We start from the raw sequence: 24523 nt of genomic DNA, 5'->3' as shown, positions 1-24523 counted from the left end.
GACCGCACACGGCCCTGGCGGGGGCTCGATCTCTCGGGTTGCTGTGGTTGTTGCCATGCGATCAGGAAACCTGAGAAAGCGCAGTTCACACGGCATTACACAGCATCTCTAGGAATTCGCGCGTTTCCCCAGCACCTGTGGCACGCAATGACACACGTTTCTTGCGTGGTGCAACAAACCGACTACGGAGGACGCAACGCCCCATGATTGCCAACGACGATCCCGAGGACACCGAGACCACCCTGCCGCGCCGCCAACTCGGTCGGCTGATGCGCGAATCCAGGGAAGCTACCGGCATGACCACCGACCGCGCGGGAATGCTGATCGGTGTCGACAAGTCGACGATCAGCCGTCTCGAGCGGGGCCGGACGGGCCGAGTTCAGATGCTCATTATCAAAGCACTGTGCGACCTGTACGGAGTCGACGCCGAAAAGCGCGCGGTCATCATGGATTTAGCGCAGCAGAAACCGGTCCGCTCATGGTGGAGCAAATACAGCGACGTCATGACGTCCAAGTACGGCATCTATGTCCAATTGGAAGCCGCCGCAAGCGAAATCGCGGTGTTCCAATCCCTGATCGTGCCGGGCCTGGCACAGACCCGCGACTACGCCACGGCAGTCAATCAGAGGCACTTTGACGACCCCGCGGAGCTGGAACGCAGCGTGTCGCTTCGCCTCAAACGGCAACATCTCGTCACACGTAATCGAAACCCGTTGCACGTCCACATGATTATTACCGAATCGGTGGTACGTACCACGGTCGGCAGTCCGGCGACGATGGCCGCGCAAACCCGCCACCTCGCTGACCTGGGAACGCTCGACAACGTGACCGTTCAGGTCCTGCCCATGTCGAGCGGCCTGCCGGTGGGGGCCGGTATCGCCCCGTTCGTCATCGTCACGTTTCCCAGGGATGGGCAGGGCAAGCCGATCGAGCCGACGACCGTCTACGCGGAGAGCCACTTGATTGGTGATGTGTACCTCGAAAGACGGGAAGACGTTCGCCAGTGCCGTTCGACGTTCCATATCTTGTCCGAGGCATCATTGGATGACCGGGCGAGCAGAGCCCTGTTGAGAGAGGTAGCACAAGGCTATGACCGATACCATTGACCTATCCAACGCGCGCTGGTTCAAGTCGAGCCGCAGCGCGGGAAAACAAGAATGCGTCGAGGCAGCGCACGTGTCGGGCGGCCGTGTGGCCGTACGGGATTCGAAGAACCCCACCGGTCCGGCGCTGGTATTCACACCGAGCGAGTGGGACGCCTTCACCACGGGTGTGCTCGACGGGGAATTCGACCGCCCCTCGGCCTGATCGTCGACCAGCACACGTAAGCGAAGCGGCATTTCACCACTCTCCGCAAGGCGGTCGGTGACATCCGACAGCGCAGTGCCCCAGCCCGGCACGCTATAGGGCTGGGGCCATTGCTGTTTCGCGCACGCGTGCTTCCGCGACCGACGGCGCGCGGACTACTCCGGCCAGCCCCCGTACGGGACGGTCAGCATTTCCAGGAAGTGACCGTCGAGGTCGAGGAAGTACACCCCGCGACCCCCGTCGCTGTGGTTGATCTCGCCCTCACGTGCCTGGCGCGGATCCGCCCAGTACCGAATCCCCCGCTCCCGGATCTTCGCGAAGGCGGTGTCGAACTCCTCCTCGGAGACCAGGAAGGCGTAGTGCTGCGGCTGGATCTCGGTGATATCCGGTGGGACGACGGCGAAGTCGAAGGTGATCCCGTTGGCGACGCTCACCGGAACGAACGGACCCCACTGCTCCCCGGCCTCCAGGCCGAGGATGTCCGCCCAGAATTCGGCGGATTTCCGGTTGTCGCGGCAACCGACAATGGTGTGATTCAACTGAATGGACAAAGGATTTCTCCCGTACTCGTGACGGTCCCGACCCCGGACCGGTACACGTCGGCCAACGGGAGCACCGCCACGAACCCGACGTTATACCCGCGCTCGGCGGACCGGCAAACGGCGCGAGGGGCGCCCGCGACGGCCGGTCACACGGTGGCGGTCCGGGCCGCGGCCGCCCGGCGGGCGCGCAGCAGCGCATCGGTCGTGAACACCGCCAGCGCCACCCAGATCAGCCCGAATCCGGCCCACCGGGATCCGGGCATCGCCTCGTGCCCGACCAGCACGCCCCACGCCATCTGTAGTGCGGGAGTGAGATATTGCAGGATTCCCATCATCGACAGCGGCACCCGGCCGGCGGCGAAGGCGAACAGCAGCAACGGAATCAGCGTGACCGGCCCGGTCGACATCATCAGCGCGGTGTTCCCCACGCCGTCGCCGAACGCGGCGTTCCCCGTCAGCCCGAATCCGAGGGCGGCCGCCAGCGCGAACGGCGCCGACACCACGCCCTCGGCCGCGACGCTGCGCAGCGGGTCGAGGCGGATCACCTTCTTCACCAGGCCGTAGGTCGCGAACGAGCAGGCCAGGACCAGCGCGATCCACGGCAGTTTGCCGTAGTCGACGGTCAGCACCACCACCGCGGTCGCCCCCAGCGCCAGCGCCAGCCACTGCGGCCAGGTCAGCCGCTCCCGGAACAACACCACCCCGAACAGCACCGTGACCAGCGGATTGATGAAGTATCCGAGAGCGCACTCGACCACGTGCCCGGTGGTGACCCCGAAGACGTAGACCCCCCAGTTGAGCGCGATCGCCGCCCCCGCGACCGCGGCCAGCCGCCAGGTGCGCGCATCGATGGCGAACAGCTCGCGGATCCGCCCGGCGGCCAGCAGAACGGCGAGCACCACGACCAGTGTCCACAGGATCCGCTGCGCCAGAATCTCACCGGGACTGGCGAATTCGAGCAGTCCGAAGAAGGCGGGGAAGGCGCCCCACAGCAGATAGGCGCTCGCGCCGACCGCGACTCCCCAGTTGTCGGTCCGCCGGCCGCTGCCCTCGCCACCGGAGCCCGGGATCACCGGCGCTGACGGTCTCCGTAACTGCACTGCACAGACGGTACTTCCGGGCGGTAACAGTGTCGAGCGGGTTTCGGCCGTAGCAGCCGCCCGGCGACGAGGCTCACACCGGCAGCTGCACGACCCCGTCCAGATAGCGATGGCAACGCCCCGCCACCAGCACCCGCTCCCCTGCCACCGTGCACCGCAGCCGCCCGCCGCGCCGGGACAGCTGGTGCGCCGTCAGCTCCGGGCGGCCGAAATCGCGGCTCCAGAACGGGGTCAGCTGCGCGTGGGCCGAACCGGTCACCGGATCCTCCGGGATGCCCACGCCGGGGGCGAAGAATCGGGAGACGAAATCGGCCGTATCGCCGGGCGCGGTGAGAATCACCCCGCGCGCCACCTTCGGGAACGCGGACAGATTCGGCCGGGCCGCGCGCACCTCGCGTTCGGAGGCGACGACGATCACCTCGTCCTGCCCGGTGAGCGTGCGCAGCGGGCGCACACCCAGCGCGTCCACCAGATCGGGATCGGCGACCACGTCCAGCGAGGGCAGGGCCGGCAGATCGAGGACCAGTTCGGCGGAATCGGTGCGGGCCACGGTCAGCCAGCCGCTGCGGGTGTAGAAGTGCACCCGGTCGGCGCCCGGCTGCATATCGTCGAAGATCTGCGCGGCCGACGCCAGGGTCGCGTGCCCGCACATGTCCACCTCCACCTCGGGCGTGAACCAGCGCAGGTGAAAGGCCGGGCCCTCGCCCGGCACCGCGCCGGCCTCCGGCGGCAGGGGCGAGGTGTAGTAGGCGGTCTCGGCGAGGTTGTTCTCCTCGGCCAGTTGCTGCAGCAACTCGTCGGGCAGCCATTCCGGCAACGGCATCACCGCCGCCGGATTGCCCGTGAACGGCGCGTCGGCGAACGCATCGATCTGATGCAGCAGGACCTCCATACTGCCGAAGGTACCCGCGTCGCCAATAGACACGCGTGACACCGACATTCCCGGCGCGCCGTAGCATGTGACCAGTTGGCACGTCGAAAAGCCGCTGAGGTCAGCCGTTTTCACCCGGCGCGGCCGGGAGCAGCTGCCGCTCACCGCCCGTCAGCCGGGCACTCAGCCACCAGGCCAGCTCGACCAGCACGATGCCGATGGCGCCGCAAACGAAGGCGACGCCGGTCAGCGACCAATTCGACGGATCGAGTTTGAAGAAATGCCTGGTGAACGGAACGGTGAACAGGATCAGGTATCCCACCACCGATCCCGTGATCAGCACGACCTTCCACCACGACCACGGCCGGGCGACGATCGCCAGCACCCACACCGCGATGATCAGCAGGGTGATCAGCGCCGTGGTGCCCGCCTGCACCTTCTGTTCCTCGCTCTGCGCCGCGCCCTGGTAGGCGATCAGATACACGATGAACGTCATCACCCCGATCACCGCGCCGGACGGGATGGCCAGCCGCAGCACGCGGGGGACGAAACCCGTTCGCGCCCTTTCGTTGTTGGGCGCCAGCGACAGGATGAACGCCGGAATGCCGATGGTGAACCAGGCGGCGATCGTCACGTGCCGGGGCAGGAACGGATAGGGCACGGGGTCGTAGTCGAACAGCTGCGATCCGATGCCGGCGACGCCGACCAGGAAGGCCAGCAGCACCGAGTAGACGGTCTTGGTGAGGAACAGATTCGAGACCCGCTCGATATTGCCGATCACCCGCCGGCCCTCGCCGACCACATACGGCAGCGTCGCGAACTTGTTGTCCAGCAACACGATCTGCGCCACCGCGCGGGTGGCGGGGCTGCCCGCGCCCATCGCCACGCCGATGTCGGCGTCCTTGAGCGCGAGCACGTCGTTGACGCCGTCGCCGGTCATGGCGACGGTGTGCTCGCGCGACTGCAACGCACCGACCATGGCGCGCTTCTGATCCGGCCGCACCCGGCCGAAGGTGGTCTGCTGCTCGAGCACGTCGGCGAGGTCGTCCCGCTCGGCCGGCAGAGTCCGGGCGTCGACGGCGTTCTTGCCGCCGGGCAGGCCCAGCGACGACGCCACCGCGCCGACCGAGACGGCATTGTCGCCGGAGATCACCTTGATCGACACGTCCTGGCTCGCAAAGTAGTCCAGGGTGTCGCGGGCGTCCGGCCGGACCTTCTGCTCCAGCACCACCAGTGCGCGGGGTGTGACCGTGCCGGGGGCGTCCGGGGCGTCCACCGGACGGTCGCTGCTCGCCAGCAGCAGCACCCGCAGGCCCTGCGCGCCGACCTCCTGCGCGGTGGCCGCGGCCTCCGACCGCGGGTCCAGCAGCACGTCGGGGGCGCCGAGCAGCCAGTTGCCGTGCTCGCCGTAGGAGAATCCGCTCCACTTCTTCGCCGAGGAGAACGGCGCGACCGCGGTGTAGCGCCAGCCGGGGGAATCCGGCAGCGCCTCGGCGATGGCCGCGACGCTGGCGTTGGGCCGCGGGTCGTCGGAGGCCATGGCCGCCAGCACATCTCGCAGCGGCTGCGCGTCGGCGCCGTCCACGGCGCGCAGTTCCGACAGCCGCATGCCGTTCTCGGTGAGCGTGCCGGTCTTGTCGGCGCACACCACGTCCACGCGCGCCAGCCCCTCGATGGCCGGCAGCTCCTGCACCAGGCATTTGCGCTGCCCCAGCCGGATCACGCCGACCGCGAACGCGATCGAGGTCATCAGCACCAGTCCCTCGGGCACCATCGGCACCAGCGCCGCCACCATGCCGTTGAGCGCGTTCTGCCAGGACTGGTGGCTGGAGAACAACTGGTTGTAGATCGTCACCAGGCCGGCCGGGATCAACAGATAGGTGATCACCTTCAGGATCGTGTTGATGCCGTTGCGCAGTTCGGAATTCACCAGCGTGAACTTGCTGGCCTCGGCGGCCAGTTTGGCGGCGTAGGCGTCCCGGCCGACCTTCGCCGCCCGGTAGGCGCCCGAGCCGGCGACCACGTAGCTGCCCGACATCACCTGCGCGCCAACGCCTTTATCGATCGAATCGGCCTCGCCGGTGAGCAGCGACTCGTCGACCTCGAGCAGTTCGGACTCGACCACCTCGCCGTCGACGACGATCTGGTCGCCCGGGCCGAGCTCGATCAGGTCGTCGAGCACCACGTCCTTCGGGGGGAGCTGCTCCGCGCGGCCGGCGCGGCGCACCGTCGGCTGCGCCTGCCCGACGATGGCCAGCTTGTCCAGCGTCTGCTTGGCCCGGATCTCCTGGACGATGCCGACCAGGCTGTTGGCGACGATCAGCAGGCCGAACATCCCGTCGATGATCGATCCGGTGGCCAGCACCAGGACGAACAGCACGCCCAGGATCGCGTTGATCCGGGTGAAGACATTGGCCCGGACGATGTCGGCGACCGAGCGGCTGGCCCGGTCCGGCACGTCGTTGGTCTGCCCGTCGCGGACGCGCTGCTCGACCTCGGCCGCGGACAGTCCCGGCGCCCGTGCCGCCTGTTCGGTGATCGACATGGCGACAGCCTAGAACGTTTCGGACGAGCCGGGCCCCGGGGTGCCTGGCGCGTCCTCGGCCCCGGCGCCGCTATCGCGGGTCGCGGGGACGCATGACGAGCGCCGCGACGTAGTAGACGCAGGGCCGATCGGTGTGATTGGCGTAGTGCAGGGTGCTGTCGGCGGCCAGATAGATCGAATCGCCCGGGCCCAGCTCGACGACCCGGTCGCCGTCGATCGTCAGGGTGACGGTGCCCGACTCGGCGTAGAGGAACTCGTGCGAACCCGGCGCGTACGACGGGTACTCGCCGGGCACGCAGCCCGGCGGCAGCGTGGACCGGATCCATTCGAAGTTCACCCCCGCGACCACGGGCGTGAGAATCGTGCGCTGCCACCCCGATTCGTCGACGACGTCCTGATCGGCCGCGCGGCGCACGATGATCCGCTCGCTCTCGGGTTCGGACACCAAGGCGGACAGGCGGATTCCGAGCCCGGCCGCCACCCGGTCGAGCACGACCACCGTCGGCGCCTTGTCGCCGCGCTCGACGGCCGACAGCATGCTCACGCTCACCGACGACAGCTCGGCGAGGGACTGCAGGGTCAGCCCGCGGTCGTGACGCAGCCGCTGGATGCGCTGGCCCAGGGCGACGAGATCCATATACACTATAGTAGTGATAGATTCCCCTATAGAGAAATTTCCTATGCTGGAGAGATCGTCGGTGCGGGCGGGCACCCCGGGCGATCTACCCGCGGTCACCGAGATCTACGGGCACTACGTGCGCGACACCGTGGCCACCTTCGAGCTGCGGGAGCCCGATCTGGCCGAATGGCACCGCCGGTTCGACGCGATCACCGCCGCCGGGCTGCCCTTCCTGGTGGCCGAGGACGACGGCCGCGTCGCCGGATACGCCTACTGCGCGCCCTGGAAGCAGCGTCCCGCCTACCGGCAGACCGTCGAGAACTCCATCTACCTGGCCCCCTGGGCGCTGGGCCGCGGCCTCGGCGGCCGCCTGCTGGACGCCCTGCTCGCCGCGTGCCGATCCCGCGACCTGCGCGAGGTGATCGCGGTCATCGCCGACAGCGGCAACCCCTCCTCCCCCGCCCTGCACCGCAGCCGCGGTTTCGCCGACGCCGGCCGGCTGCACCGCGTCGGCTACAAGCACGACCGATGGATCGACACGATTCTCATGCAACTCAGCCTCGAGCCCGAGCCGGCCTGAGCGAACGAGCGGACAGCCTCCTCGACGGGCCGGAACGCCCTGCTGTAGGGCGAGTTCCGCACCGATCACCGCCGGACGAACACCACACTGGCCATGAACTCGGGACTACGCCCCTCGACCTGCCGAATGTCCTGCCGCAGGACGGGTTCCGCGCCTGCGACAGCCGACCGAGCGTGCGCACCGTAACTACCGGTCGAGTACCGGGCTCGGGGCCGACGACGGACCCGGCCGGAAACACCTGCCGCCGGACAGGTTCCATGCCCGTCGCGAGGGCCGGGCATGCACACCGCGCAACCCGCTACGGGGCGGGCACCGGCCCGTCGTCCGGCTCGGGAGTAGCGGCGTCGACCTGTTCGGGCAGCAGTGGCGTCACCGCGAACGCGCCCGCGGCGGCGTCCGGCGGCAGCGCCTCGACCGCACGGATACCGGTGTGCGAGGCCAGGTCTCGCAGCCGGTCGAGGCGGCCGCGGACGACCATGCCGACGGCGCAGTCGCAGCCCGCGTGCAGCCGGGCCGCCACGACGGCAGCCGTGCGATCGGCGCGCTCGCCCGCCGGAAGCGCGTTGTCCATCGCGCCCGCCGCGGCCCGCAGCGAGGCGAGCGCCGCCGCATCGCCCGCCGGGACCGGCACGGTGATCGCCGGGGTGTACACCCGGTCGAGGGGCACGTGATAGATCACCTGCGAGATCCGCAGTCCCGCAGCCTGTTCCGGTACCCGATCGACCGCCACGCCACCGCCGAACGACACCAGCGCCCAGCGTTCCCCGGCGTCCGCGCCGGACAGCGAATCCCGCGCCCGCGCAAGGTAGTCGTCGATCCGCTCCCCGGACTCCGGCCCCAGCCGATCGGTCGACACCACCGCCGGATGCGGCGGCACGGCCCAGCCGAGCACCACGATCAGAACGACGAATGCGACCGCGGCACCGGCGATTCCGGCCTGCCGCACCCGCTCACGCATCGCGCAGGACGCCGAGCGCGTGCTCCAGATCCGGGGGATATTCGCTGGTGATCTCGAGCCACCGCCCGTCGGCGGGATGGGCGAAGCCGAGCGCCCGGGCGTGCAGCCACTGCCGCTCCAGTCCGAGCCGCTCCGCCAGCCGAGGGTCCGCACCGTAGGTGAGATCGCCGCAGCAGGGATGCCGGATGGCCGAGAAGTGCACCCGGATCTGGTGTGTGCGACCGGTTTCCAGGTGGATGTCGAGCAGGCTCGCCGCCTGGAACGCCTCCACGGTGTCGTAGTGGGTGACGCTGGGGCGGCCGTCCGCGGTCACCGCGAACTTCCACTCGTTACCGCGCGCGCGGCCGATCGGCGCGTCGATGGTCCCGCTGGAGGGATCCGGATGCCCCTGCACCAGCGCGTGATAGCGCTTGTCGACGGTGCGCTGCTTGAAGGCGCGCTTGAGCACCGTGTACGCGTGCTCGGACTGCGCCACCACCATCACTCCGGAGGTGCCCACGTCCAGCCGGTGCACGATGCCCTGCCGCTCGTGCGCGCCCGAGGTGGAGATCCGGTAGCCCATCGCGGCCAGCCCGCCCACCACGGTCGGGCCCGACCAGCCGACACCGGTGTGGGCGGCCACCCCGACCGGCTTGTCGACGGCCACGATGTCGTCGTCGGCGTAGAGGATCGTCATCCCCTCGACCGGCGTCGCCTCGACCTTCAGCTCCCGCTTCGGTTCCGGGAACTCGACCTCCAGCCAAGCGCCGCCGACCAGCCGGTCCGATTTGCCGGCGGCCGACCCGTCGATCTGCACGGCGCCCTCCTCGGTGAGCGAGGCGACGGCCGTGCGCGACAGCCCCAGCAGCCGCGACAGGCCGGCGTCCACGCGCAATCCGTCGAGACCGTCGGGCACCGGCATGGCCCGGGTCTCCCTCATGCCTGCTCCCCCGCCGCCGAATTGCCGGTGGAACGACCGTCGTCCGCGTGCCGGGTGCGGGTGCCGTCCGGCTCGAATCCGAACAGCGTCAGCGCCACCAGCAGAATCGCCCCGCACACGATGGACGAGTCGGCGACGTTGAACACCGGCCACCACTTGGTGACCGAGATGAAATCGACCACATGCCCCTGTAGCGGGCCGGGGGCACGGAACAGCCGGTCCATCAGGTTGCCGAACGCGCCGCCCAGCACCAGGCCCAGGCCGATGGCCCAGCCCACCGAGCGCAGCGAACGCCCGATCCGGATCACCCCGACGACGACGGCCGCCGCGACGAGGGTGAGCAGCCAGGTCATGCCGGTGGCCATGCCGAACGCGGCGCCGGCGTTGCGCACCAGCGTCAGCCGCACCAGTTCGCCGACGATCGAAATCGGCTCGCCCGGAGTCATCTTCGCCACCACCAGGACCTTGGTGCCCAGGTCGAGGGCGAAGACGACGGCGGCGACCAGCAACAGGGCGGGCAGCCGACGCGACGGGACGGCGGCGGTATCCGACGACGCGGCGCCCGGCGAGGCCGCGTCGTCGCGCGGTGGTTCGTCGTGCTCGTCGGGGTGTTGCTCGCTCGGCCGGTCGGTATTCACAGCAGCCATCATCCCCCATGGGCGCCGCGGCCCCGTCGCCCACCGGGTACAACCGCCACCGGCACCGGGCGCACCGGTCACCGTCCCGCCGATCGCGTCCCAGCCGATTTTCAGGAACCGGTCGTAGGCTGTCCGCGTGACGGTGTTGTCTTCTCCCTCTCGCGCTACCGCCGATGCGCGGCACGCCCCTGCCGCCAGACCCGTCCGCTCGGGCGTCCTGCTGGTGGTCCTCGCCGTCGCACTGTCGACCATGGGTGTCGGCTGCACCGATGCCCGCGAGTCCGGTACCGACGCCGAGATGGAGCCCACCGGCTCGGGTGGTGAGGTCACGGTGCCGATCGCGGCCATCGTGACCAATGTGGTGGACCCGGGCGCGGAACCGCGCACGCTGCTGCGGCCGAGTTTCGAGACCGGCACCGCGCAGCAGGTGACGCTGCGCACCGAGCACCACATCGAGGAGCAGATCGGCGACCAGCCGATGCACGACTCCTCGCCTCCGGCGATCACGATCCCGCTGACCGCGACCACCGACCGCGAGGGCGTCGATCTGACCCTGGGCGCGGCCACCTCCACCGACCCGGAACTGGCCGAGCAGCTCGGCATCGCCGACGGCTCGCGCGCGGGCTTCGAGATGAGCGAGCTGGGCGCGATCACGGCGCTGCGCATGAAGCCGACCCCGGCCACCCCCGACGCCGCCCGCACCGCGCTGGAGCAGGCGTTCTTCCAAGCGGTGTACCAATCCATCGCGTTCCCGACCGATCCGGTCGGCGAGGGCGCGGTGTGGACGGTGCACCAGCAGGTGTACTCCGCCGGGGCGCCGCTGGACCAGGTCACGACGGCGACGCTGACGAAGCGCGACGGGAACCTGCTCACGCTCGCGCTCGACGTCGTCCAGATCCCGAAGTCCGACGTCTGGCACCTGCCGAACAACGCCGGCCCGCTCGAGATCATCGACTACGTGATGCACGGCACCGGCGTCATCATGGTGGATCTCGGTCTGCCGCTGCCGGTTTCGGGTTCGGTGACCGTCGGCGGCCACCAGTCCTACGAGGACCCGCGCGGCGGCGTGCTGCTGCGCCAGGACATCAGCACCCAGGTGCACTGGGGGGACTGACCGGGTCCGGCAGCACCGTGGTCCAGATCGCCGAGACCGCGCCGCAGCCGATCGATCCGGCCACGCTGCACGACCTCACCGACCGCCGGGTCCCGCGCCTGCGGGGCGCCCCCGGCCCGTGACCGCCGGCGGTGCGGATCCCGCGAGACCCGCACCGCCGCAGCCGAGATCGGCACCGCCGCACGATGCCCGGCCGGTCACCAGCCGGTGTTGATCGGCCCCGGGCTCCACAGGCCGGAGTGGCTCTGCTGGGTGACCTCCGGATCCGCCAGGGTGGCCGAGGAGTCTATCGGCGTGAGCTTCTGCAGCTGACCCCAGTCCTGGTTCCAGTCGTCCTTCAGATAGGTGGCCAGGGTCTGCGTGCGCAGCAGCTGCTGACTCCAGCCCAGCGGGCCGCCGCCGTCGTGGCTCTCCCACAGGTCGGTGTCGTGGGCGGCCGGACGGTCGGGCAGGATGCGCCAGCCCGGAACCTGGGCGATGCCGTCCTTGTGGTCGAACGGCCGCTGGCACGGGAACTGCAGGCCCACCGCCCAATCCAGCAGCACCGGATCCTTCGACCCGATCAGCTCGTTGAGCGTGCGGGTGTGCGGGATCCGCGGCGGCGTCAGCGCCATCCACTGCCTGGGGTCGAGCGTCTTGTCCTTGGCCACGATGCGGATCACATCGGCCTGCGGCGGGATCTGGTCCAGCGGCACCCGCAGGTTGCGCCACGACGGCGTGGGGCCGATATCGAGCGGCATCACCGTGCCCAGCGACCGGGCGGTCGTCGGGGAATCGCTGGTGCCGTACTCGATGTCGATCGGCTGCCCGGGCATGACCGAGCCCTCCTGCGTGATGGCGCGGAACCGCCCGGCCGCCGTGATCGCCACGATCCCGCTCCGGTCGGCCGGGTCGGGCAGCCGGTACCAGCCGGTGGTGAGGTCGGCCGCCTCCTGCTGGCCCGAGGTGCCCAGCTCCGGTGTGCCGGGCGCCAGCCCGAACGGCAGTGGCGCACCGCCGGTCTGGGTGCCCGAGCTGCCGTCGGACTTGTCGCCGAAGGCGTTGGCGATGCTGCTGTTGTTGCCCGCCGGCTGATCGTCGGGGGTGAGATCGCCGACGCCGTTCGGCATATACCCGTTGTTGCCCTGGGCGAACGCGCTCATCGGATCACCGGTCAGCGGGGTCAGCATGGAGGAGTTCGGGTCGTCCTCGACCAGCACGTCGTTCGCCAGCCCGCACGGCTCGCCCAGTGCCGCATTGATATTCGAGCGCGCCAGCGAGAACGCCGGATACTGCGTGACCGCGCCCTTGGCGAACGACAACACCTCGAACAGCACGATCAGCGCCGCCACCACCGTCAGCGGGGGTATCTTCGCGAACCGCCAGGCACGTGGCGAGATCCGGTGCGGCGTACCCGGTTCCGGCGCCCGCACATGCCACCAGGCGGCCAGCAGCAGGCACAGCACGGCGATGATCAGGAACACCTTGCTCAGCCCGATCCCGAAGATCGAAGGCGCCGAGTCCCACCACGGGATGCCGTAGCTGGATACGTACCACCACTCGTTGACGCTGGTGAAGATCTGCGCCATGGCCACCGCCACGATGGCCGCGAACAGTGCCCGGTAGCGCGGCGCCCGCATCACCCGCGGTCCCACCGCGACCGCGGCGACCACCGCGACCGCACCGGCCAGCCCGGCGTAGACGCCGTTGTGGTGGGTGAACTTGGTCGGGACCGTCGCCATCAGCAGCATGGCGCCGAAGGTGATGCCCAGCAACCGTTTCGCCGGACCGGCGGCGACGAACGGGATCCGGCCGCCCTTGCGCAGCATCACGAATGCGCACACCAGCAGGCCCACCCACATCGCGATGATGCCGAAGCGCCGTCCGATCGAACCGTCGGCGCTCGGCATGAACAGCCACTGGTAGGTCAGGTAGTCGTCGAACCAGGGCACCGACGGGCCGACGGCGTTGTGCACCCGCTTCATCTCGAACATCGCCGACAGCGGTTCGACGGCGAAGGCGAAGGCCAGCACCAGCACACCGGACGCGGCCAGCGGCGCCAGCAGCGCCCCGTAGGCCCGCACCCACGCCCATCGGGATATCCCGGAACCGTCCGAACCACCCTGTTCCGCACCGGAATCCACGGCCAGTTCGCGGGCCCGGACCATGCCGAACCGCACCACCGACCGCGCCCCGGCCAGCAACGGCGCCACGCAGATGATCCCGGACGGCGCGGCGGTCAGGCTGAAGGCGGCCACGAGAATCGCGATCGCGTACGGCAACAACCGCCGGGTGGCGATCGCGCGTTCCACGAAACACCAGGTGAGCAGCACGCTGACGGCTATTATCGGCTCCGGGCGCAGCCCGTTGTTGTAGGGCAGCCAGACCGCCAGGAACCCGAGCGCCCCCGTCCACACCGCCACCTTGTCGTGCCGCACCGCCACCCCCAGCCGCGGAATCACCTCGCGACTGAGCGCCAGCCAGGTGATGACGGCGGCCAGCAGGGTGGGCAGCCGGATCCACGGACTGGCCGTGCTGATCTCGGTCATGTGCGCGATGACGTCGTACGGCGGTGTGCCGACCGGATTCTCGGGCACACCGAAGAACCGGAAGTAGTTGGCCATGTACCCGGCGGCCAGCGAGGTGCGGGCCATGCCGAACTGGTAACCGTCGTCGGAGGTGGTGGACCCGATGAAATGCCACAGCACCAGCGTCCCGAGCACGACGGCGTCGGGCGCGGTGAACGTCCACCACCGCTGCGGCAGCAGGCGGCGCACCCGCCGCCCGTCGAATCGATCCAGCCGGAACAGCGCCGCGAGGGCGATCAGCGCGAAGCCCACGGCCAGCACGGTCGCCGCCCGCTTCAGGAATGTCGGGGTGACCGAGAACCGGCTGTCGACCTCGGCGTTCACCGTCGTCCCCGCGGCATCGGGCAGATCGCTGAACACGCCTACCAGCTGCGGACGGAAATCGCCCTGCAACTCAACCGGTTTCGCCCCGGTCCCGGCCAACTCCGCCGTGGTCGAGGACATATCGGAGTGCACCTTCAGCGTGGCGTCGGCGAGTCCGTCGACGGGGACGCTGAACATCGACTGGCTGCGCAGCACCACCTCGAACCGGGCGGGCCGATCGTCCTGGGCGGGCCGCACCCGCGCGACGAATCCGTACTTGTCCAGATCGGGCGCGTCCGCGGGCATGCTCGCCGCGGCCAAGCCCCCGCGCTCGCCCAGTTGTTGCAGCGCCGCGCCCGGGATGGTGGCGTCGAAGGTCAGCGGCGCGTAGGACACCAGCGGCGCGGTGATGCTGCGGGCGGAATCCTGTTGCGGCCACGCGAGAGTCGTCTTGTCGACCTGCACCGGCAGCAGCGGCACCGCGATGGCGAACAACGTGGCGAGTACCCCGGCGATGAGCGCTACGGGCTTGGCCCATCTTCCACCGCGGGCCCTCGCGGCCCGCTGTGCCTCGCCTACCGCGGACGGTTCGTCCGCCCTCACCATCGTGTTCGTCACGGGGGCCGATCGTAGCGTGACGCAATCGTGACCGCCGAAATCCTCCCGCGGATTCTCAGCGTGCGCTTAAGTTCCCGGACACGGCCGACACGACGACCGGGCCGGTGCCCACCTGGGCACCGGCCGCTGCGGAAGCCGGATCTACGAGCAGGCCGGCGATGCCTGGCCCAGGTTCTGAATACCGGCACACGCCCAGCTCTTCTGCAGCACCCACTGATCGCCCTGCACGACGAACGGAACGCTGGCCTCGTTCGGAGGCTGGCCGTTGACGGAGAAGTTGGCCTTCGCGGTCAACGTGTCGCCGCCCAGGTATGTGACGTCCGTCACTTGAATCTGGGCATTGTTCTGCTGATAGGCATCGCTCAGCTTCTTGATCATGTCGGGATCCTTCTGCAGCGACGCCTGGCCGTCCTCGAGGAACTGCACCTTCTGCTCGGCGGGCACGTTCGGGTCCAGCGCCTGCCCGAGCTCGGTGTTCAGCTGCTCGACGGTCGGCACGGGCGGCACGTTCTGTACGGAGGTGGCCGCCGGCTTCGAAGTCTTCGGCTTGGAGCCCTCGTTCTTGTCACCGCTGCCACAGGCGGACATCCCGAGTGCGGCCACGACGGCCAGCGTGCCGACCGCGATGCGTCCAGTCATCTGAAGCTTCAATGCTCGTCCTTTGCGTTCGAGGGTCTTATCGGTGTCCGTGACAGCGGCCGCCCGACCGGCGGCGCCGCACGAGTGGCCTCACGCTACCCGCCGAAATTCAACGAAGACTAAGGAGCGGGTCGGCCGGCGCGAGGTCGATGTCGTCGGCGGCAAAGGTATACGCCGGGCCCGGCCCTGTCGAGCGCGTCTCGAAACGCACCGTGACGCGGCCGTGTCCGGAACCCTGCACCCAGCCGTGCCCGTGCGCGCTGTGGGTGACATCCCGTCCGGGATACCAGAATTCGGTGGTGTAGGAGCGAGTGGCGGGCGGCACCGCGGGGGGCGCGCCGGCCGGCTCGGGGACCGCGGCGGGCGCGAGAGTCGGCTCGGGCGCGACGAATTCGTCGAGCGCGCTCGACGGATCGGCCGCAGCGGGACCGGCCCGGCCCGACGCGGCCAGCGCCTGGTCCAGCTCGGGGAACAACGACTCCTGCCGGACCGTGGACAATCCTCCGAACCCCACCCCCACCAACCGAATCGGCCCCAGCTCGCCCGGATCGATGGCCGAGCGCAGCGCGGCCGCCGTCAGCGTGGACAGCTCCTCGGTGGCGTACGGCAGCGTGAACGAGCGGGTCACGATGCCCATATCGGCCTTGCGCAGTTTCAGCACCACCGTGCGCGCGGCCCGGCCGTCGGCGGTCAGGCGCCGGTGCGCGGCCGCGGCCATCTCCTCGATGGCCGGCCGCAGCTGGGCGAGGGTGAGAATGTCGCTCTCGTAGGTGGTTTCGGCGCTGATCTGCTTGGCCTCGGCGCGCTCGGCGACCGGGCGGTCGTCGATGCCGCGGGCCAGCCGGTGCAGGGCCGCGCCCACGCTGCCGCCCAGCAGCGACACCGCCTCCTGCTCGGGCAGCGCCGCGAAGGCGCCGACGGTCTCGATGCCCACCGAGCGCAGCCGCCCCTCGGCCACCGGGCCGATCCCCCACAGCCTGCGGACCGGCAGCGCGGCCAGCATCTGCTGCTGTTCGGCCGGCGAGACGACCCGGACCCCGTCCGGCTTGGCCAGCCCGGACGCGATCTTGGCCAACTGCTTGCCGGTGCCCGCGCCGACCGACGCGACCAGCCCCGTGCGCTCGCGCACCAGCGCCCGCAGCTCCTCGCAGAACTCCAGCACCCGGCCCGCCGTGGCGCCGGCCAGCTCCGCGGGCTCGCCGAACGCCTCGTCGAACGACAGCGTCTCCAGCACCGGGATGCGCGAGCGCAGCGTCTCGAACACCTGCCCGCTCACCTCGCCGTACACCACCCCGCGCGGCGGCACCACCACCGCCGTCACCCCGACCAGCCGGCGCGCCTGATGCATCGGCATGGCCGAGCGCGCCCCGAACACGCGGGACTCGTAACTGGCCCCGGCCACCACCCCGCGCGCCCCGGTGCCGCCGACCAGCACCGGCCGCCCGCGCAGGGTGGGCCGGGTGAGCTGCTCGACCGAGGCGAAGAAGGCGTCCATATCGATGTGCAGCACCCAGCGCCGCGCCGGGACCCCGAGATCCGGGCCGCCCGCCGCCGGGCGCACCCCCGAGCCCGGCGGCTCGCTGACGGGTTGCTGCGCATCGTGAGACCCCCGGCCCTGGCCGCCCACAGCCCTGCCGACCCCGGACAATACTCTCCGACCAGGAACGATCCGGGTGGATGCCGGGTCCGAGGCGGTGTCCATGACGGGGAATCTACGCCCGGTTACCGACATGATTCGCCACCCGCATATGTGATGATCGAGGCATGACGATCCGCAAGGCCGTGATCCCCGCCGCCGGTATCGGTTCCCGCCTGCTCCCGCTGACCAAGGCCATTCCCAAGGAGATGCTCCCGGTCGGCGACAAGCCGGTGATCGAGCACACCGTGCGCGAGCTGGTGGCCTCGGGCATCACCGACATCACCATTGTGGTCAGCGCCGGAAAGTCGTTGATCCAGGACCACTTCCGGCCCAATCCGGCGCTGGTGGCGCAGTTGCGCGCGGACGGTAAGACCGCGTATGCCGATGCGGTGGAGGAGGTCGGCGAGCTCGGCCGCCTCGGCCACATCACCTACCTGGACCAGCACGGACCCTACGGCAACGGCACCCCGGTGCTGAACGCGGCGCGCGCCCTGGGCGACGAGCCGATGCTGGTGCTGTGGCCCGACGACGTGTTCGTCGCCGAGGTGCCGCGCGCCCAGCAGCTCATCGACGCCTACAACAAGACCCATTCGCCGGTGCTGGCGTTGCTGCCGATGGACCCGGCCGATTCGAAGCGCTACGGCGTTCCGGTGGTCGAGGAGACCTTCGACAACGGGCTGATGCGCATCACCGGTCTGGTCGAGAAGCCCAAGCGCGAGGACGCGCCCTCGGCCTACGCCGCGATCGGTGGCTACGTCGTCACGCCGGGCATCGTCGAGGAGCTGCGAAAGCAGGTGGCCGAGTGGTACACGCACCGCTCCGGCGAGGTGTACCTGACCGACGCGATCAACGTCCACGCCGCCGCCAACGCGGTCTACGGCCAGGTCATTCACGGCAGCTGGTACGACACCGGCAATCCCGCCGACTATCTGGTCGCCCAGTTCGCCTCGGCCCTGGCCCATCCCGAGTACGGCCCGCTGCTGCGCGGGCTGGTCACCGACTGAGCGCCGGCCCGGCCGCCGCCGGACCGGCATCGCCCTCCCCGGACCGGCATCGCCCTCCCCGGACCGGCGTCGGCCTCCGTGGACCGGCGTCGGCCGTCGGCGGACCGGCACAGGCCCTCAGTAGAAACGCCGGATCGCATAGATGTCGAAATCGCTCAGCGGCGTCATGACCACCCCGACGCCCAGGGAGTGGGCGTTGAGCAGCTGCCCGTTCCCGGCGTAGATACCCTCGTGCGAGCCGTCGGCGTTCACGACGACGATGTCGCCGGGCTGGATGGCCCCCAGCGGAACGGCGCTGCCGGCCTCGGCCTGCTGCCACGTGGTGCGCGGCAACATGATGCCGACGTGCCGGAACGCCCAGAACGCCAGGCCGGAGCAGTCGTAGGTGGCGGGCCCGGTGGCGCCCCACTCGTACGGCTTGCCGGCCTGGGTCTGCGCCAGGTTCAGCGCGATCATCGCTCGCGGACTGGCGACGGGCAGGGTGGCGGACCCGCTGGCGCTGCCGGAGGACAGTCCGTCCCCGGAGCCCGAACTGCTCCCGGAGCTGCCGATGTCGTCGGCACCGGTCGCGGCCGCGGTGCCGGCGAGGGACGACACGGCCAGCAGGCCGGTCAGCGTGGCGAACAGAACTCGGACGATGCGGATGCGCGAGGAACTGGTGCGCGATGCAGTTGTGGCCATGACCTGCCCTTCGGTTGGCGCACACCACCCCGACGGCGAGCGGTCCGGCGACTACTCAGCACACACGACGTACACGGGACGACCGCTTCCCCACGGGCATCTCATCCGGACAGCTTGCCTGGCAGTGCGGTTTTCTCAGCGTGGTCGAAAGGTTGGAACACACAAGCTCAACTAGACATTCACGGTTGCCATTGCATAGCTGTTGTACCGCAATTCACATGCGCCCCACAAGATCTAATTTGCACCCCGCGCCCCCGCCCCAGGTCAGAGGCCCTATCCGGGGTGTCGGAATGGGGTACTCAGGCGACCAACTCGCCCGGACCGGGGCGGTAGCCGGTTGGTACCGACGGAGAAGTGAGCCGAGTGCCGTTGCCCGGTATCAGCGCGTCGTCGCCGCCGACCGCAGGAAGAACGCCAGGTTCGCCGGCCGCTCGGCCAGCCGCCGCACGAAGTACCCGTACCACTGATCACCGAACGGCACGTAGATCCGCACGTGCTGGCCGAGCGAGATCAGCCGCTCCTGCTCGGCGGGCCGGATGCCGTACAGCATCTGGTACTCGACCTCGCCGCGCCCGCGACCGGCCGCCGACGCCAGCAGCGCCGCCGCCTCGATCATCGCCGGATCGTGCGTGGCGATCATCGGGTATCCCTTGCCCGCCAGCAGGATTCGCAGGCACCGCAGATACGAGGCGGCCACCTCGTCCCGGCGCCGGAACGCCACCGCCTCCGGTTCGCTGTAGGCGCCCTTGCACAGCCGGATCCGCGCGCCCTCGGCGGCGAACGCCCGGCAGTCGTCCTCGGTGCGCCGCAGGTACGCCTGTAGCACGGTGCCGACGGTGTCCGGGTGGTCGCGCCGCAGCTCGCGCACGATCGCCAGGGTCGAGTCGGTGGTGGTGTGGTCCTCCGCGTCGACGGTCATCCAGATCCCGGCCGCCTCGGCGGCCCGGGCGAGGGTGCGGGCGTGCCGCGCGGCGGTCTCGTGCCCGCCGCCGGGCAGCGCCTGTCCCAGGGCCGACAGCTTCACCGACACCTCCAGCGACCGGGCTTCCCCTTCCCCCGAGACCCCCTCCCCCGCGACGGCCGGAAGGGCCGCCAGTGCCTCGATCAGCCGCAGGTACTCCCCGGCGACGCGCTCCGCCCGCGCCGCATCGGTGGTGCCCTCGCCGAGATAGTCGACGGTCACGAAACGATTGCCCCGCAACAGTTCTCGCACGGACTCCAGCGCCGCGTCCCGGGTGTCCCCGGCAACGAACCGGTCGACGATGCGCCGGGTGGCCGGCATCCGGGTCACCGCGCGTTCCGCTCGCGGCGAGCGAGCCGCCGCGAGCAGGGCGGGACGCAGCGGATTGGCGAACGCGGTCACGGTTCCTCCCGGCAGGTGGGTACCGCACCGGTATCTCGGTCGTTCCGGCATGCTCGTCGCCGGAATCCCCGGCTGCCGGTGATGGATCCCGGCCACCGGCCTGCCGCCGGGACGGCTGGGACCGGCGACGAGTGCCGTGGCGGTATCGAGGCATACCGGAGACCCGGTGCGCGATCAGGACTCCGCCGCGACACCCCGGACCGGCCGGTGCGGCGCGCACCAGGGCACTGCATCACGCCTCCCCCGGATCCGGTGTCTGGTGCGGATATTCGTGCGTCGTCGGCGGCACGAAGGTCTCCTTGATCGAGCGCGGTGCGGTCCAGCGCAGCAGGTTCAGCGGCGATCCGGCCTTGTCGTCGGTGCCGGAGGCGCGGGCGCCGCCGAACGGCTGCTGGCCGACCACGGCACCGGTCGGCTTGTCGTTGACGTAGAAGTTGCCCGCCGCGAAACGCAGTGCGGCGCTCGCCGTGTCGATGGCGTCCCGGTCCCGGGCGATCACCGCGCCGGTGAGACCGTACGCCGCGCCGGTGTCGACCAGCCGCAGCGCGTCGTCGAAGGCGTGTGCGCGGGAGTCGTCGTAGACGTGCACCGACAGAACCGGGCCGAAATACTCGGTGCGGAAAGCCTCGTCGCCCGGATCGTCGCCGAGCAGCAGCGTCGGGGCGACGAAATAGCCGACGCCGTCGTCGTAGGTGCCGCCCGCCGCGACGGTCAGCCCCGAGGTGGCCTTGGCGCGTTCGATCGCGGCGGCATTGCGGTCGAAGGCGCGCCGATCGATCACGGCCCCACCGAAATTCGTGAAATCGGTGACGTCGCCGTAGCGCAGCGCGCCGACCCGGTCGATCAGCTCGTCGCCCATGCGGTCCCACACCGACCGCGGGACGAACGCGCGCGAGGCGGCCGAACACTTCTGACCCTGGTATTCGTAGGCGCCGCGAATCAGCGCGGTGCTCAGCACATCCGGATCGGCTGAGGCGTGGGCGAGCACGAAGTCCTTGCCGCCGGTCTCCCCGACCAGCCGCGGATAGGTGCGGTAGCGCTCGATATTCCCGCTCACCTCGCGCCACAGGTACTGGAAGGTGCGGGTGGACCCGGTGAAATGGATGCCGGCCAGCCGCGGGTCGGGCAGCGCCACCTCCGACACCTCGGGTCCGTGCCCGTGCACGAGATTGATCACGCCCGGCGGCAGGCCGGCGGCCTCCAGCAGCCGCATGGTGTGATAGGCCGCCAGGGCCTGGGTGGGCGAGGGCTTCCACACCACCGTATTGCCCATCAGCGCCGGTGCGGTGGGTAGATTGCCCGCGATGGCGGTGAAGTTGAACGGGGTGATCGCGTAGACGAACCCCTCCAGCGGGCGGTAGTCGCTGCGGTTCCACACGCCCGGCCCGGACATCGGCTGCCCCGCCAGCAGCTGCCGCGCGAAATGCACGTTGAAGCGCCAGAAGTCGATCAGCTCGCAGGACGCGTCGATCTCGGCCTGATACGCCGACTTGGACTGGCCCAGCATCGTCGCGGCGGCGACCGTCTCGCGCCACGGCCCCGACAGCAGGTCGGCCGCGCGCAGGAATACCGCGGCGCGCTCGTCGAAAGGCAGTGCGCGCCAGCCGGATGCGGCCCGCATCGCCGCCTCGACCGCGTCGTGCGCGTCGACCGGTGTGGCGACGCCGAAGCTGCCGAGTACCGCTCGGTGATCGTGCGGCTGCACCACCTCGACGCGCGGCCCGGACCCGGCCCGGTGCTCGCCGTCGATGACATGACAGATCTCGGCGCGGGTCCCGGCCAGCTCGCGCAGCGCGGCCCGCAGCCGGACCCGTTCCGGGGTGCCCGGCGCGTAGGAGTTGACGGGTTCGTTGGACGGTGCGGGGACCGTGGTGATCGCGTCCATGGTAGGAAATAAACTCCTCCCGGCGGCCGCAGGTGTTGTCCTATCCGACGAATTGCGCCCGGAGTTTTCGTCCGATTGAATGAAGAGTGTGCATCGCCCCATACCCCTGTCGGAGCTGCTGTCGGCCCTGACCAGCACCGTGGTCACGCTGGTCGACGCGCCCGCCGGGGAGGACGTGATCACCGATTCCGTGGCGTTCATGGATATCGACGACCTGACCATGGAGATGCCGCCGGGCCGGGCGCTGCCGGAGGTGTATCTGCAGGTCGGCATCGGCGACGAGGATGCCGCCCGATGGGTGCGCGACCTGGGCGAACGCTGTCCGGCCGAACACCGCCCGCGGGTGGTGTTCTCCAAGAGCGTCTCGCCGCGGCTGTGCGCCGCCGCCCACGAGGCGGGGATCGCTCTGGTCGCGGTGCATCCGCACGCCCGCTGGGAGATGGTGCACGCGCTGATCGAGCGGATCACCGGGCACGGCGCCGGGCCGCGGGCCGTGGAATCCGCCCCCGCGCTGGATACCGATCTGTTCGGGCTCGCCCATTCGGTGGGTGAGTCGACCCGCGGGCTGGTCTCGATCGAGGACGCCCAGTCGCGGGTGCTGGCGTATTCGGCCGACAGCTCGGCCGCGGCCGACGAGGTGCGGCGGCTGTCGGTGCTGGGCCGCCAGGGGCCGGCCGGATACCTGCACTGGTTGCAGCGGGAGGGAGTGTTCGACCGGCTGCGCAATACCGGTGACGTGGTGGAGGTTCCGGCCCAGCGGGAATGGAACACCCGGCGGCGCATCGCGATCGGCATCCGCGAACCGGGCCGCGACGGCCTGCGGTCGCCGACGGTACTCGGCACCATCTGGGTGCAGGAGGCCGGCGAGCCGCTGCACACCGACAGCGTCAAGATGCTGCGCGGCGCGGCTTCCATTGCGGCGCGGGTGATCTGGCGCACCCGGCACGCCCCGACCACGGACGCCCTGCTGATCCAGCGGCTGCTGGGCGCGCACGGCGGCGATGTCGACCTCGCGGCCTTCGCCGAGACCTTCGGCATGGTCGCCGACGGGCAGGCGGCCGTGGTCGGATTCGCCCGGCACTCCTCCCGGGACGAGGCGGAGGCGGCGATGCATCGCGGCACGGTCACACTTCGCCTGCACGCCAGCGCCTTCCGCCAGGACTGCGTGACCACCCGGATCGGCGAGCGGCTGTACGTGCTGTTCCCCGAGCATCGTTCGGTGGACCGGGTGACCTCGTGGACCCGGCAGGTGATCGGCCAGATCGCCGACCGCTCCGGGCTCACCCTGCGCGCGGCCGTCGCCGCCCCCGTCGCCGGTCTCGCCGACGCCGCCCGCGCCCGCGCCGAGGTGGACCGGGTGCTGGACCGCACCGCGGCGCTGCCCGCGGCCGAACCGGTCACGACGCTGGCCCGCTCCCGCACCACGGTGCTGCTCGCCGAGATCCTGACCCTGATCGGCGACCACCCGCAGCTCCGCGACCCGCGCCTGGACATCCTCGTCGACTACGACACCACCTACTCCGCCGACCTGCGCACCAGCCTCGACGCCTACCTCTCCCACCACGGCGACGTCCGCACCGCCGCCACCGAACTCAGCATCCACCCGAACACGCTGCGCTACCGAGTCCGCCGAGCCACCCAGCTGATGGGCCTCGACCTCACCTCCCCGCCCGACCGCCTCCTCCTGGAAATCCAATTGGCCGTCCACCGGCACACAAACGCGACGTGAGACCGCACGCAACGGCCGCCGTCAGCGCTTCGGGCCGATTCCCCGCTCGTGGTGCACGGTGCGGCCGATTCCCTGCTCGCGCAACACGTTGCGGCGACCCACATCCGTCCGGGATTCGCGGTCCGTGGTGTCGAGCAACTCCGGCACACACCGCTGCGCTTCGGTCGGGCCGAATGTCCGGTCCAGGTCGACAAGCAGTGTCCGGATTCGCGCTCCACCGCAGCAAACTCCAGTTCGGACAGCACCGAGACGTCACCGCATTCGTCGATCGCGTGCTCGTCGATCGCGTGCTCGGAGCCTGACGCACCGCCTCAGGTGCCGGACCGCCATGCACCGCTGCGCATCAGGCCGGCGATCAGGCCCGCGATATTCCAGGCATCGTCGCCGCCGCGGTGGTGGACGCCCTCGAGCGGGAGCCCGGCCAGCCGCAGCGCCTCGTCCATGCCGTATCGCCGTCTCGTCTCGCGTGATTCGGAGAACATTCGCTTGGCATTGGTGTGCCTCGCGCCGAACGGGTACGCGACACCGGTTGCGGCGCACTGCCGTTCGAACTGCCTGCGGTCGAAGTCGCCCCAGCTCGCCCACGGGCGGGTGGCGGCATCGTGCTCGTAGCCCAGCAGCTCACAGGCCGCGCCGAATTCGATACCGCTGTCGAGCTGCTGCTGGGTGAGCGTAGTGAGCCGCGTGCAGAACTCGCTCACCGTGGAGCGGTCGGGCCTGACCAGAATGCTGTGCTTCTCCGATCGCTCCAGGGTGTCCAGATCCAGCACGCACAGCCCGATCTCGATGATCTCGTTCGGCTGCCCGGGCGGATTCGTGCCCTCCCAGCACGTCGCCTCCACATCGACGACGTTGAGGTAGTGATCGCTCATCCGGCGACTGTACCGAGCGGGAGCCGTTC

Annotated in this window: 22 protein-coding genes; 6 read left to right on the top strand and 16 right to left on the bottom strand. The window is 70.1% G+C overall.

Translation table 11 applies throughout. The features are described 5' to 3' along the window. The first annotated feature begins 203 nt into the window (after nucleotides 1-203). Nucleotides 204-1106, top strand: a complete 903-nt coding sequence (locus D892_RS0124690) for a helix-turn-helix transcriptional regulator (RefSeq protein WP_024803797.1) — start codon at nucleotides 204-206, stop codon at nucleotides 1104-1106. After that, nucleotides 1090-1308, top strand: coding sequence for a DUF397 domain-containing protein (locus D892_RS0124685; RefSeq protein ID WP_024803796.1), 219 nt, complete (start codon nucleotides 1090-1092; stop codon nucleotides 1306-1308). The genes D892_RS0124690 and D892_RS0124685 overlap by 17 nt, the downstream gene beginning before the upstream one ends. A gap of 155 nt (nucleotides 1309-1463) precedes the next feature. On the opposite strand, the gene D892_RS0124680 is transcribed toward D892_RS0124685, so the two are convergent. The 5 genes from D892_RS0124680 to D892_RS42090 all read right to left on the bottom strand — a co-directional run bounded on the left by D892_RS0124680 (nucleotide 1464) and on the right by D892_RS42090 (nucleotide 7003). Next, nucleotides 1464-1859, bottom strand: a complete 396-nt coding sequence (locus D892_RS0124680) for a VOC family protein (RefSeq protein ID WP_024803795.1) — start codon at nucleotides 1857-1859, stop codon at nucleotides 1464-1466. A 137-nt stretch (nucleotides 1860-1996) separates the two neighbouring features. Beyond that, nucleotides 1997-2920, bottom strand: a complete 924-nt coding sequence (rarD, locus tag D892_RS0124675) for an EamA family transporter RarD (RefSeq protein WP_036569767.1) — start codon at nucleotides 2918-2920, stop codon at nucleotides 1997-1999. A 103-nt stretch (nucleotides 2921-3023) separates the two neighbouring features. Then, a complete protein-coding gene (locus D892_RS0124670) occupies nucleotides 3024-3842 on the bottom strand; it encodes a PhzF family phenazine biosynthesis protein (RefSeq protein ID WP_024803793.1) in 819 nt (272 codons plus the stop codon). Between the two features lie 100 nt (nucleotides 3843-3942). Beyond that, nucleotides 3943-6366: a cation-translocating P-type ATPase gene (locus tag D892_RS0124665; RefSeq protein WP_024803792.1), complete on the bottom strand. Its 2424-nt coding sequence runs from the start codon at nucleotides 6364-6366 to the stop codon at nucleotides 3943-3945. Between the two features lie 70 nt (nucleotides 6367-6436). After that, the gene (locus D892_RS42090; protein WP_036567460.1) at nucleotides 6437-7003 is read right to left on the bottom strand and encodes a helix-turn-helix domain-containing protein; all 567 of its coding nucleotides are present in this window, start codon (nucleotides 7001-7003) and stop codon (nucleotides 6437-6439) included. A 43-nt stretch (nucleotides 7004-7046) separates the two neighbouring features. On the opposite strand from D892_RS42090, the gene D892_RS0124655 reads away from it, so the two are divergent. After that, nucleotides 7047-7565: a GNAT family N-acetyltransferase gene (locus tag D892_RS0124655; protein ID WP_024803791.1), complete on the top strand. Its 519-nt coding sequence runs from the start codon at nucleotides 7047-7049 to the stop codon at nucleotides 7563-7565. Nucleotides 7566-7863: 298 nt separating this feature from the next. On the opposite strand, the gene D892_RS0124650 is transcribed toward D892_RS0124655, so the two are convergent. Genes D892_RS0124650 through lspA form a run of 3 tightly spaced genes read right to left on the bottom strand, consistent with a single transcriptional unit; the run spans nucleotide 7864 to nucleotide 10089 of the window. Next, nucleotides 7864-8523: a hypothetical protein gene (locus D892_RS0124650; protein WP_051499162.1), complete on the bottom strand. Its 660-nt coding sequence runs from the start codon at nucleotides 8521-8523 to the stop codon at nucleotides 7864-7866. Then, nucleotides 8516-9442, bottom strand: coding sequence for an RluA family pseudouridine synthase (locus D892_RS0124645; RefSeq protein WP_024803789.1), 927 nt, complete (start codon nucleotides 9440-9442; stop codon nucleotides 8516-8518). The genes D892_RS0124650 and D892_RS0124645 overlap by 8 nt, the downstream gene beginning before the upstream one ends. Beyond that, nucleotides 9439-10089 carry a signal peptidase II gene (gene lspA / locus D892_RS0124640; protein ID WP_051499870.1) on the bottom strand — a complete coding sequence of 217 codons (651 nt, stop codon included), beginning with the start codon at nucleotides 10087-10089 and terminating at the stop codon, nucleotides 9439-9441. The genes D892_RS0124645 and lspA overlap by 4 nt, the downstream gene beginning before the upstream one ends. Nucleotides 10090-10216: 127 nt before the next feature. Between lspA and D892_RS0124635 the strand changes: the two genes are divergently transcribed. Continuing rightward, entirely contained in the window at nucleotides 10217-11194 is a 978-nt protein-coding gene (locus D892_RS0124635) for a hypothetical protein (protein ID WP_369801769.1), read from the top strand. A gap of 197 nt (nucleotides 11195-11391) precedes the next feature. Here the strand turns inward: D892_RS0124635 and D892_RS0124625 are convergent, their stop codons facing one another. From D892_RS0124625 to D892_RS0124615, 3 genes are all read right to left on the bottom strand, one after another. Then, nucleotides 11392-14682, bottom strand: a complete 3291-nt coding sequence (locus tag D892_RS0124625) for an arabinosyltransferase domain-containing protein (RefSeq protein ID WP_024803786.1) — start codon at nucleotides 14680-14682, stop codon at nucleotides 11392-11394. A gap of 141 nt (nucleotides 14683-14823) precedes the next feature. Further along, nucleotides 14824-15321, bottom strand: a complete 498-nt coding sequence (locus tag D892_RS0124620; protein WP_051499161.1) for a hypothetical protein — start codon at nucleotides 15319-15321, stop codon at nucleotides 14824-14826. 109 nt (nucleotides 15322-15430) lie between these two features. After that, the gene (locus D892_RS0124615; RefSeq protein ID WP_036569764.1) at nucleotides 15431-16816 is read right to left on the bottom strand and encodes a DNA polymerase IV; all 1386 of its coding nucleotides are present in this window, start codon (nucleotides 16814-16816) and stop codon (nucleotides 15431-15433) included. Between the two features lie 269 nt (nucleotides 16817-17085). On the opposite strand from D892_RS0124615, the gene D892_RS0124610 reads away from it, so the two are divergent. Next, nucleotides 17086-17964, top strand: a complete 879-nt coding sequence (locus D892_RS0124610; protein WP_024803783.1) for a UTP--glucose-1-phosphate uridylyltransferase — start codon at nucleotides 17086-17088, stop codon at nucleotides 17962-17964. 117 nt (nucleotides 17965-18081) lie between these two features. Here D892_RS0124610 and D892_RS0124605 read toward each other — a convergent pair whose 3' ends face one another. From D892_RS0124605 to pruA, 3 genes are all read right to left on the bottom strand, one after another. Then, a complete protein-coding gene (locus tag D892_RS0124605; RefSeq protein ID WP_024803782.1) occupies nucleotides 18082-18645 on the bottom strand; it encodes a C40 family peptidase in 564 nt (187 codons plus the stop codon). A 379-nt stretch (nucleotides 18646-19024) separates the two neighbouring features. After that, nucleotides 19025-20059, bottom strand: coding sequence for a proline dehydrogenase family protein (locus D892_RS0124600; protein WP_084161694.1), 1035 nt, complete (start codon nucleotides 20057-20059; stop codon nucleotides 19025-19027). A gap of 181 nt (nucleotides 20060-20240) precedes the next feature. Next, complete coding sequence (gene pruA / locus D892_RS0124595; protein WP_024803780.1) at nucleotides 20241-21893, bottom strand: L-glutamate gamma-semialdehyde dehydrogenase; 1653 nt, start codon at nucleotides 21891-21893, stop codon at nucleotides 20241-20243. A gap of 79 nt (nucleotides 21894-21972) precedes the next feature. Between pruA and D892_RS0124590 the strand changes: the two genes are divergently transcribed. Next, nucleotides 21973-23622, top strand: a complete 1650-nt coding sequence (locus tag D892_RS0124590; RefSeq protein ID WP_051499160.1) for a CdaR family transcriptional regulator — start codon at nucleotides 21973-21975, stop codon at nucleotides 23620-23622. Between the two features lie 21 nt (nucleotides 23623-23643). Here the strand turns inward: D892_RS0124590 and D892_RS49230 are convergent, their stop codons facing one another. Together D892_RS49230 and D892_RS0124575 are read right to left on the bottom strand one after the other, a co-directional pair. Beyond that, a complete protein-coding gene (locus D892_RS49230; RefSeq protein WP_255360248.1) occupies nucleotides 23644-23769 on the bottom strand; it encodes a hypothetical protein in 126 nt (41 codons plus the stop codon). 164 nt (nucleotides 23770-23933) lie between these two features. Continuing rightward, nucleotides 23934-24494 (bottom strand): 3'-5' exonuclease, encoded by a 561-nt coding sequence (locus D892_RS0124575; protein WP_024803778.1) that lies wholly within the window; start codon nucleotides 24492-24494, stop codon nucleotides 23934-23936. Between the last annotated feature and the right edge of the window lie 29 nt (nucleotides 24495-24523).

This window comes from Nocardia sp. BMG51109 (assembly GCF_000526215.1).
Classification (GTDB): Bacteria; Actinomycetota; Actinomycetes; order Mycobacteriales; family Mycobacteriaceae; genus Nocardia.
The sequence above is the reverse complement of the archived record's forward strand: the minus strand, read 5'-3'. Positions and strand labels throughout refer to the sequence as shown.

Coding starts and splice junctions, on each gene's coding strand:
- pruA (WP_024803780.1), bottom strand. CDS start 21,893: ATGGACGCGATCACCACGGTCCCCGCACCGTCCAACGAACCCGTCAAC.
- D892_RS42090 (WP_036567460.1), bottom strand. CDS start 7,003: ATGGATCTCGTCGCCCTGGGCCAGCGCATCCAGCGGCTGCGTCACGAC.
- D892_RS0124645 (WP_024803789.1), bottom strand. CDS start 9,442: ATGAGGGAGACCCGGGCCATGCCGGTGCCCGACGGTCTCGACGGATTG.
- D892_RS0124610 (WP_024803783.1), top strand. CDS start 17,086: ATGACGATCCGCAAGGCCGTGATCCCCGCCGCCGGTATCGGTTCCCGC.
- D892_RS0124665 (WP_024803792.1), bottom strand. CDS start 6,366: ATGTCGATCACCGAACAGGCGGCACGGGCGCCGGGACTGTCCGCGGCC.
- D892_RS0124655 (WP_024803791.1), top strand. CDS start 7,047: ATGCTGGAGAGATCGTCGGTGCGGGCGGGCACCCCGGGCGATCTACCC.
- D892_RS0124685 (WP_024803796.1), top strand. CDS start 1,090: ATGACCGATACCATTGACCTATCCAACGCGCGCTGGTTCAAGTCGAGC.
- D892_RS0124690 (WP_024803797.1), top strand. CDS start 204: ATGATTGCCAACGACGATCCCGAGGACACCGAGACCACCCTGCCGCGC.
- D892_RS0124650 (WP_051499162.1), bottom strand. CDS start 8,523: ATGCGTGAGCGGGTGCGGCAGGCCGGAATCGCCGGTGCCGCGGTCGCA.
- D892_RS0124670 (WP_024803793.1), bottom strand. CDS start 3,842: ATGGAGGTCCTGCTGCATCAGATCGATGCGTTCGCCGACGCGCCGTTC.
- D892_RS0124620 (WP_051499161.1), bottom strand. CDS start 15,321: ATGACTGGACGCATCGCGGTCGGCACGCTGGCCGTCGTGGCCGCACTC.
- D892_RS0124600 (WP_084161694.1), bottom strand. CDS start 20,059: ATGCCGGAACGACCGAGATACCGGTGCGGTACCCACCTGCCGGGAGGA.
- D892_RS0124575 (WP_024803778.1), bottom strand. CDS start 24,494: ATGAGCGATCACTACCTCAACGTCGTCGATGTGGAGGCGACGTGCTGG.
- D892_RS0124605 (WP_024803782.1), bottom strand. CDS start 18,645: ATGGCCACAACTGCATCGCGCACCAGTTCCTCGCGCATCCGCATCGTC.
- lspA (WP_051499870.1), bottom strand. CDS start 10,089: ATGGCTGCTGTGAATACCGACCGGCCGAGCGAGCAACACCCCGACGAG.
- D892_RS0124590 (WP_051499160.1), top strand. CDS start 21,973: ATGAAGAGTGTGCATCGCCCCATACCCCTGTCGGAGCTGCTGTCGGCC.
- D892_RS0124615 (WP_036569764.1), bottom strand. CDS start 16,816: ATGGACGCCTTCTTCGCCTCGGTCGAGCAGCTCACCCGGCCCACCCTG.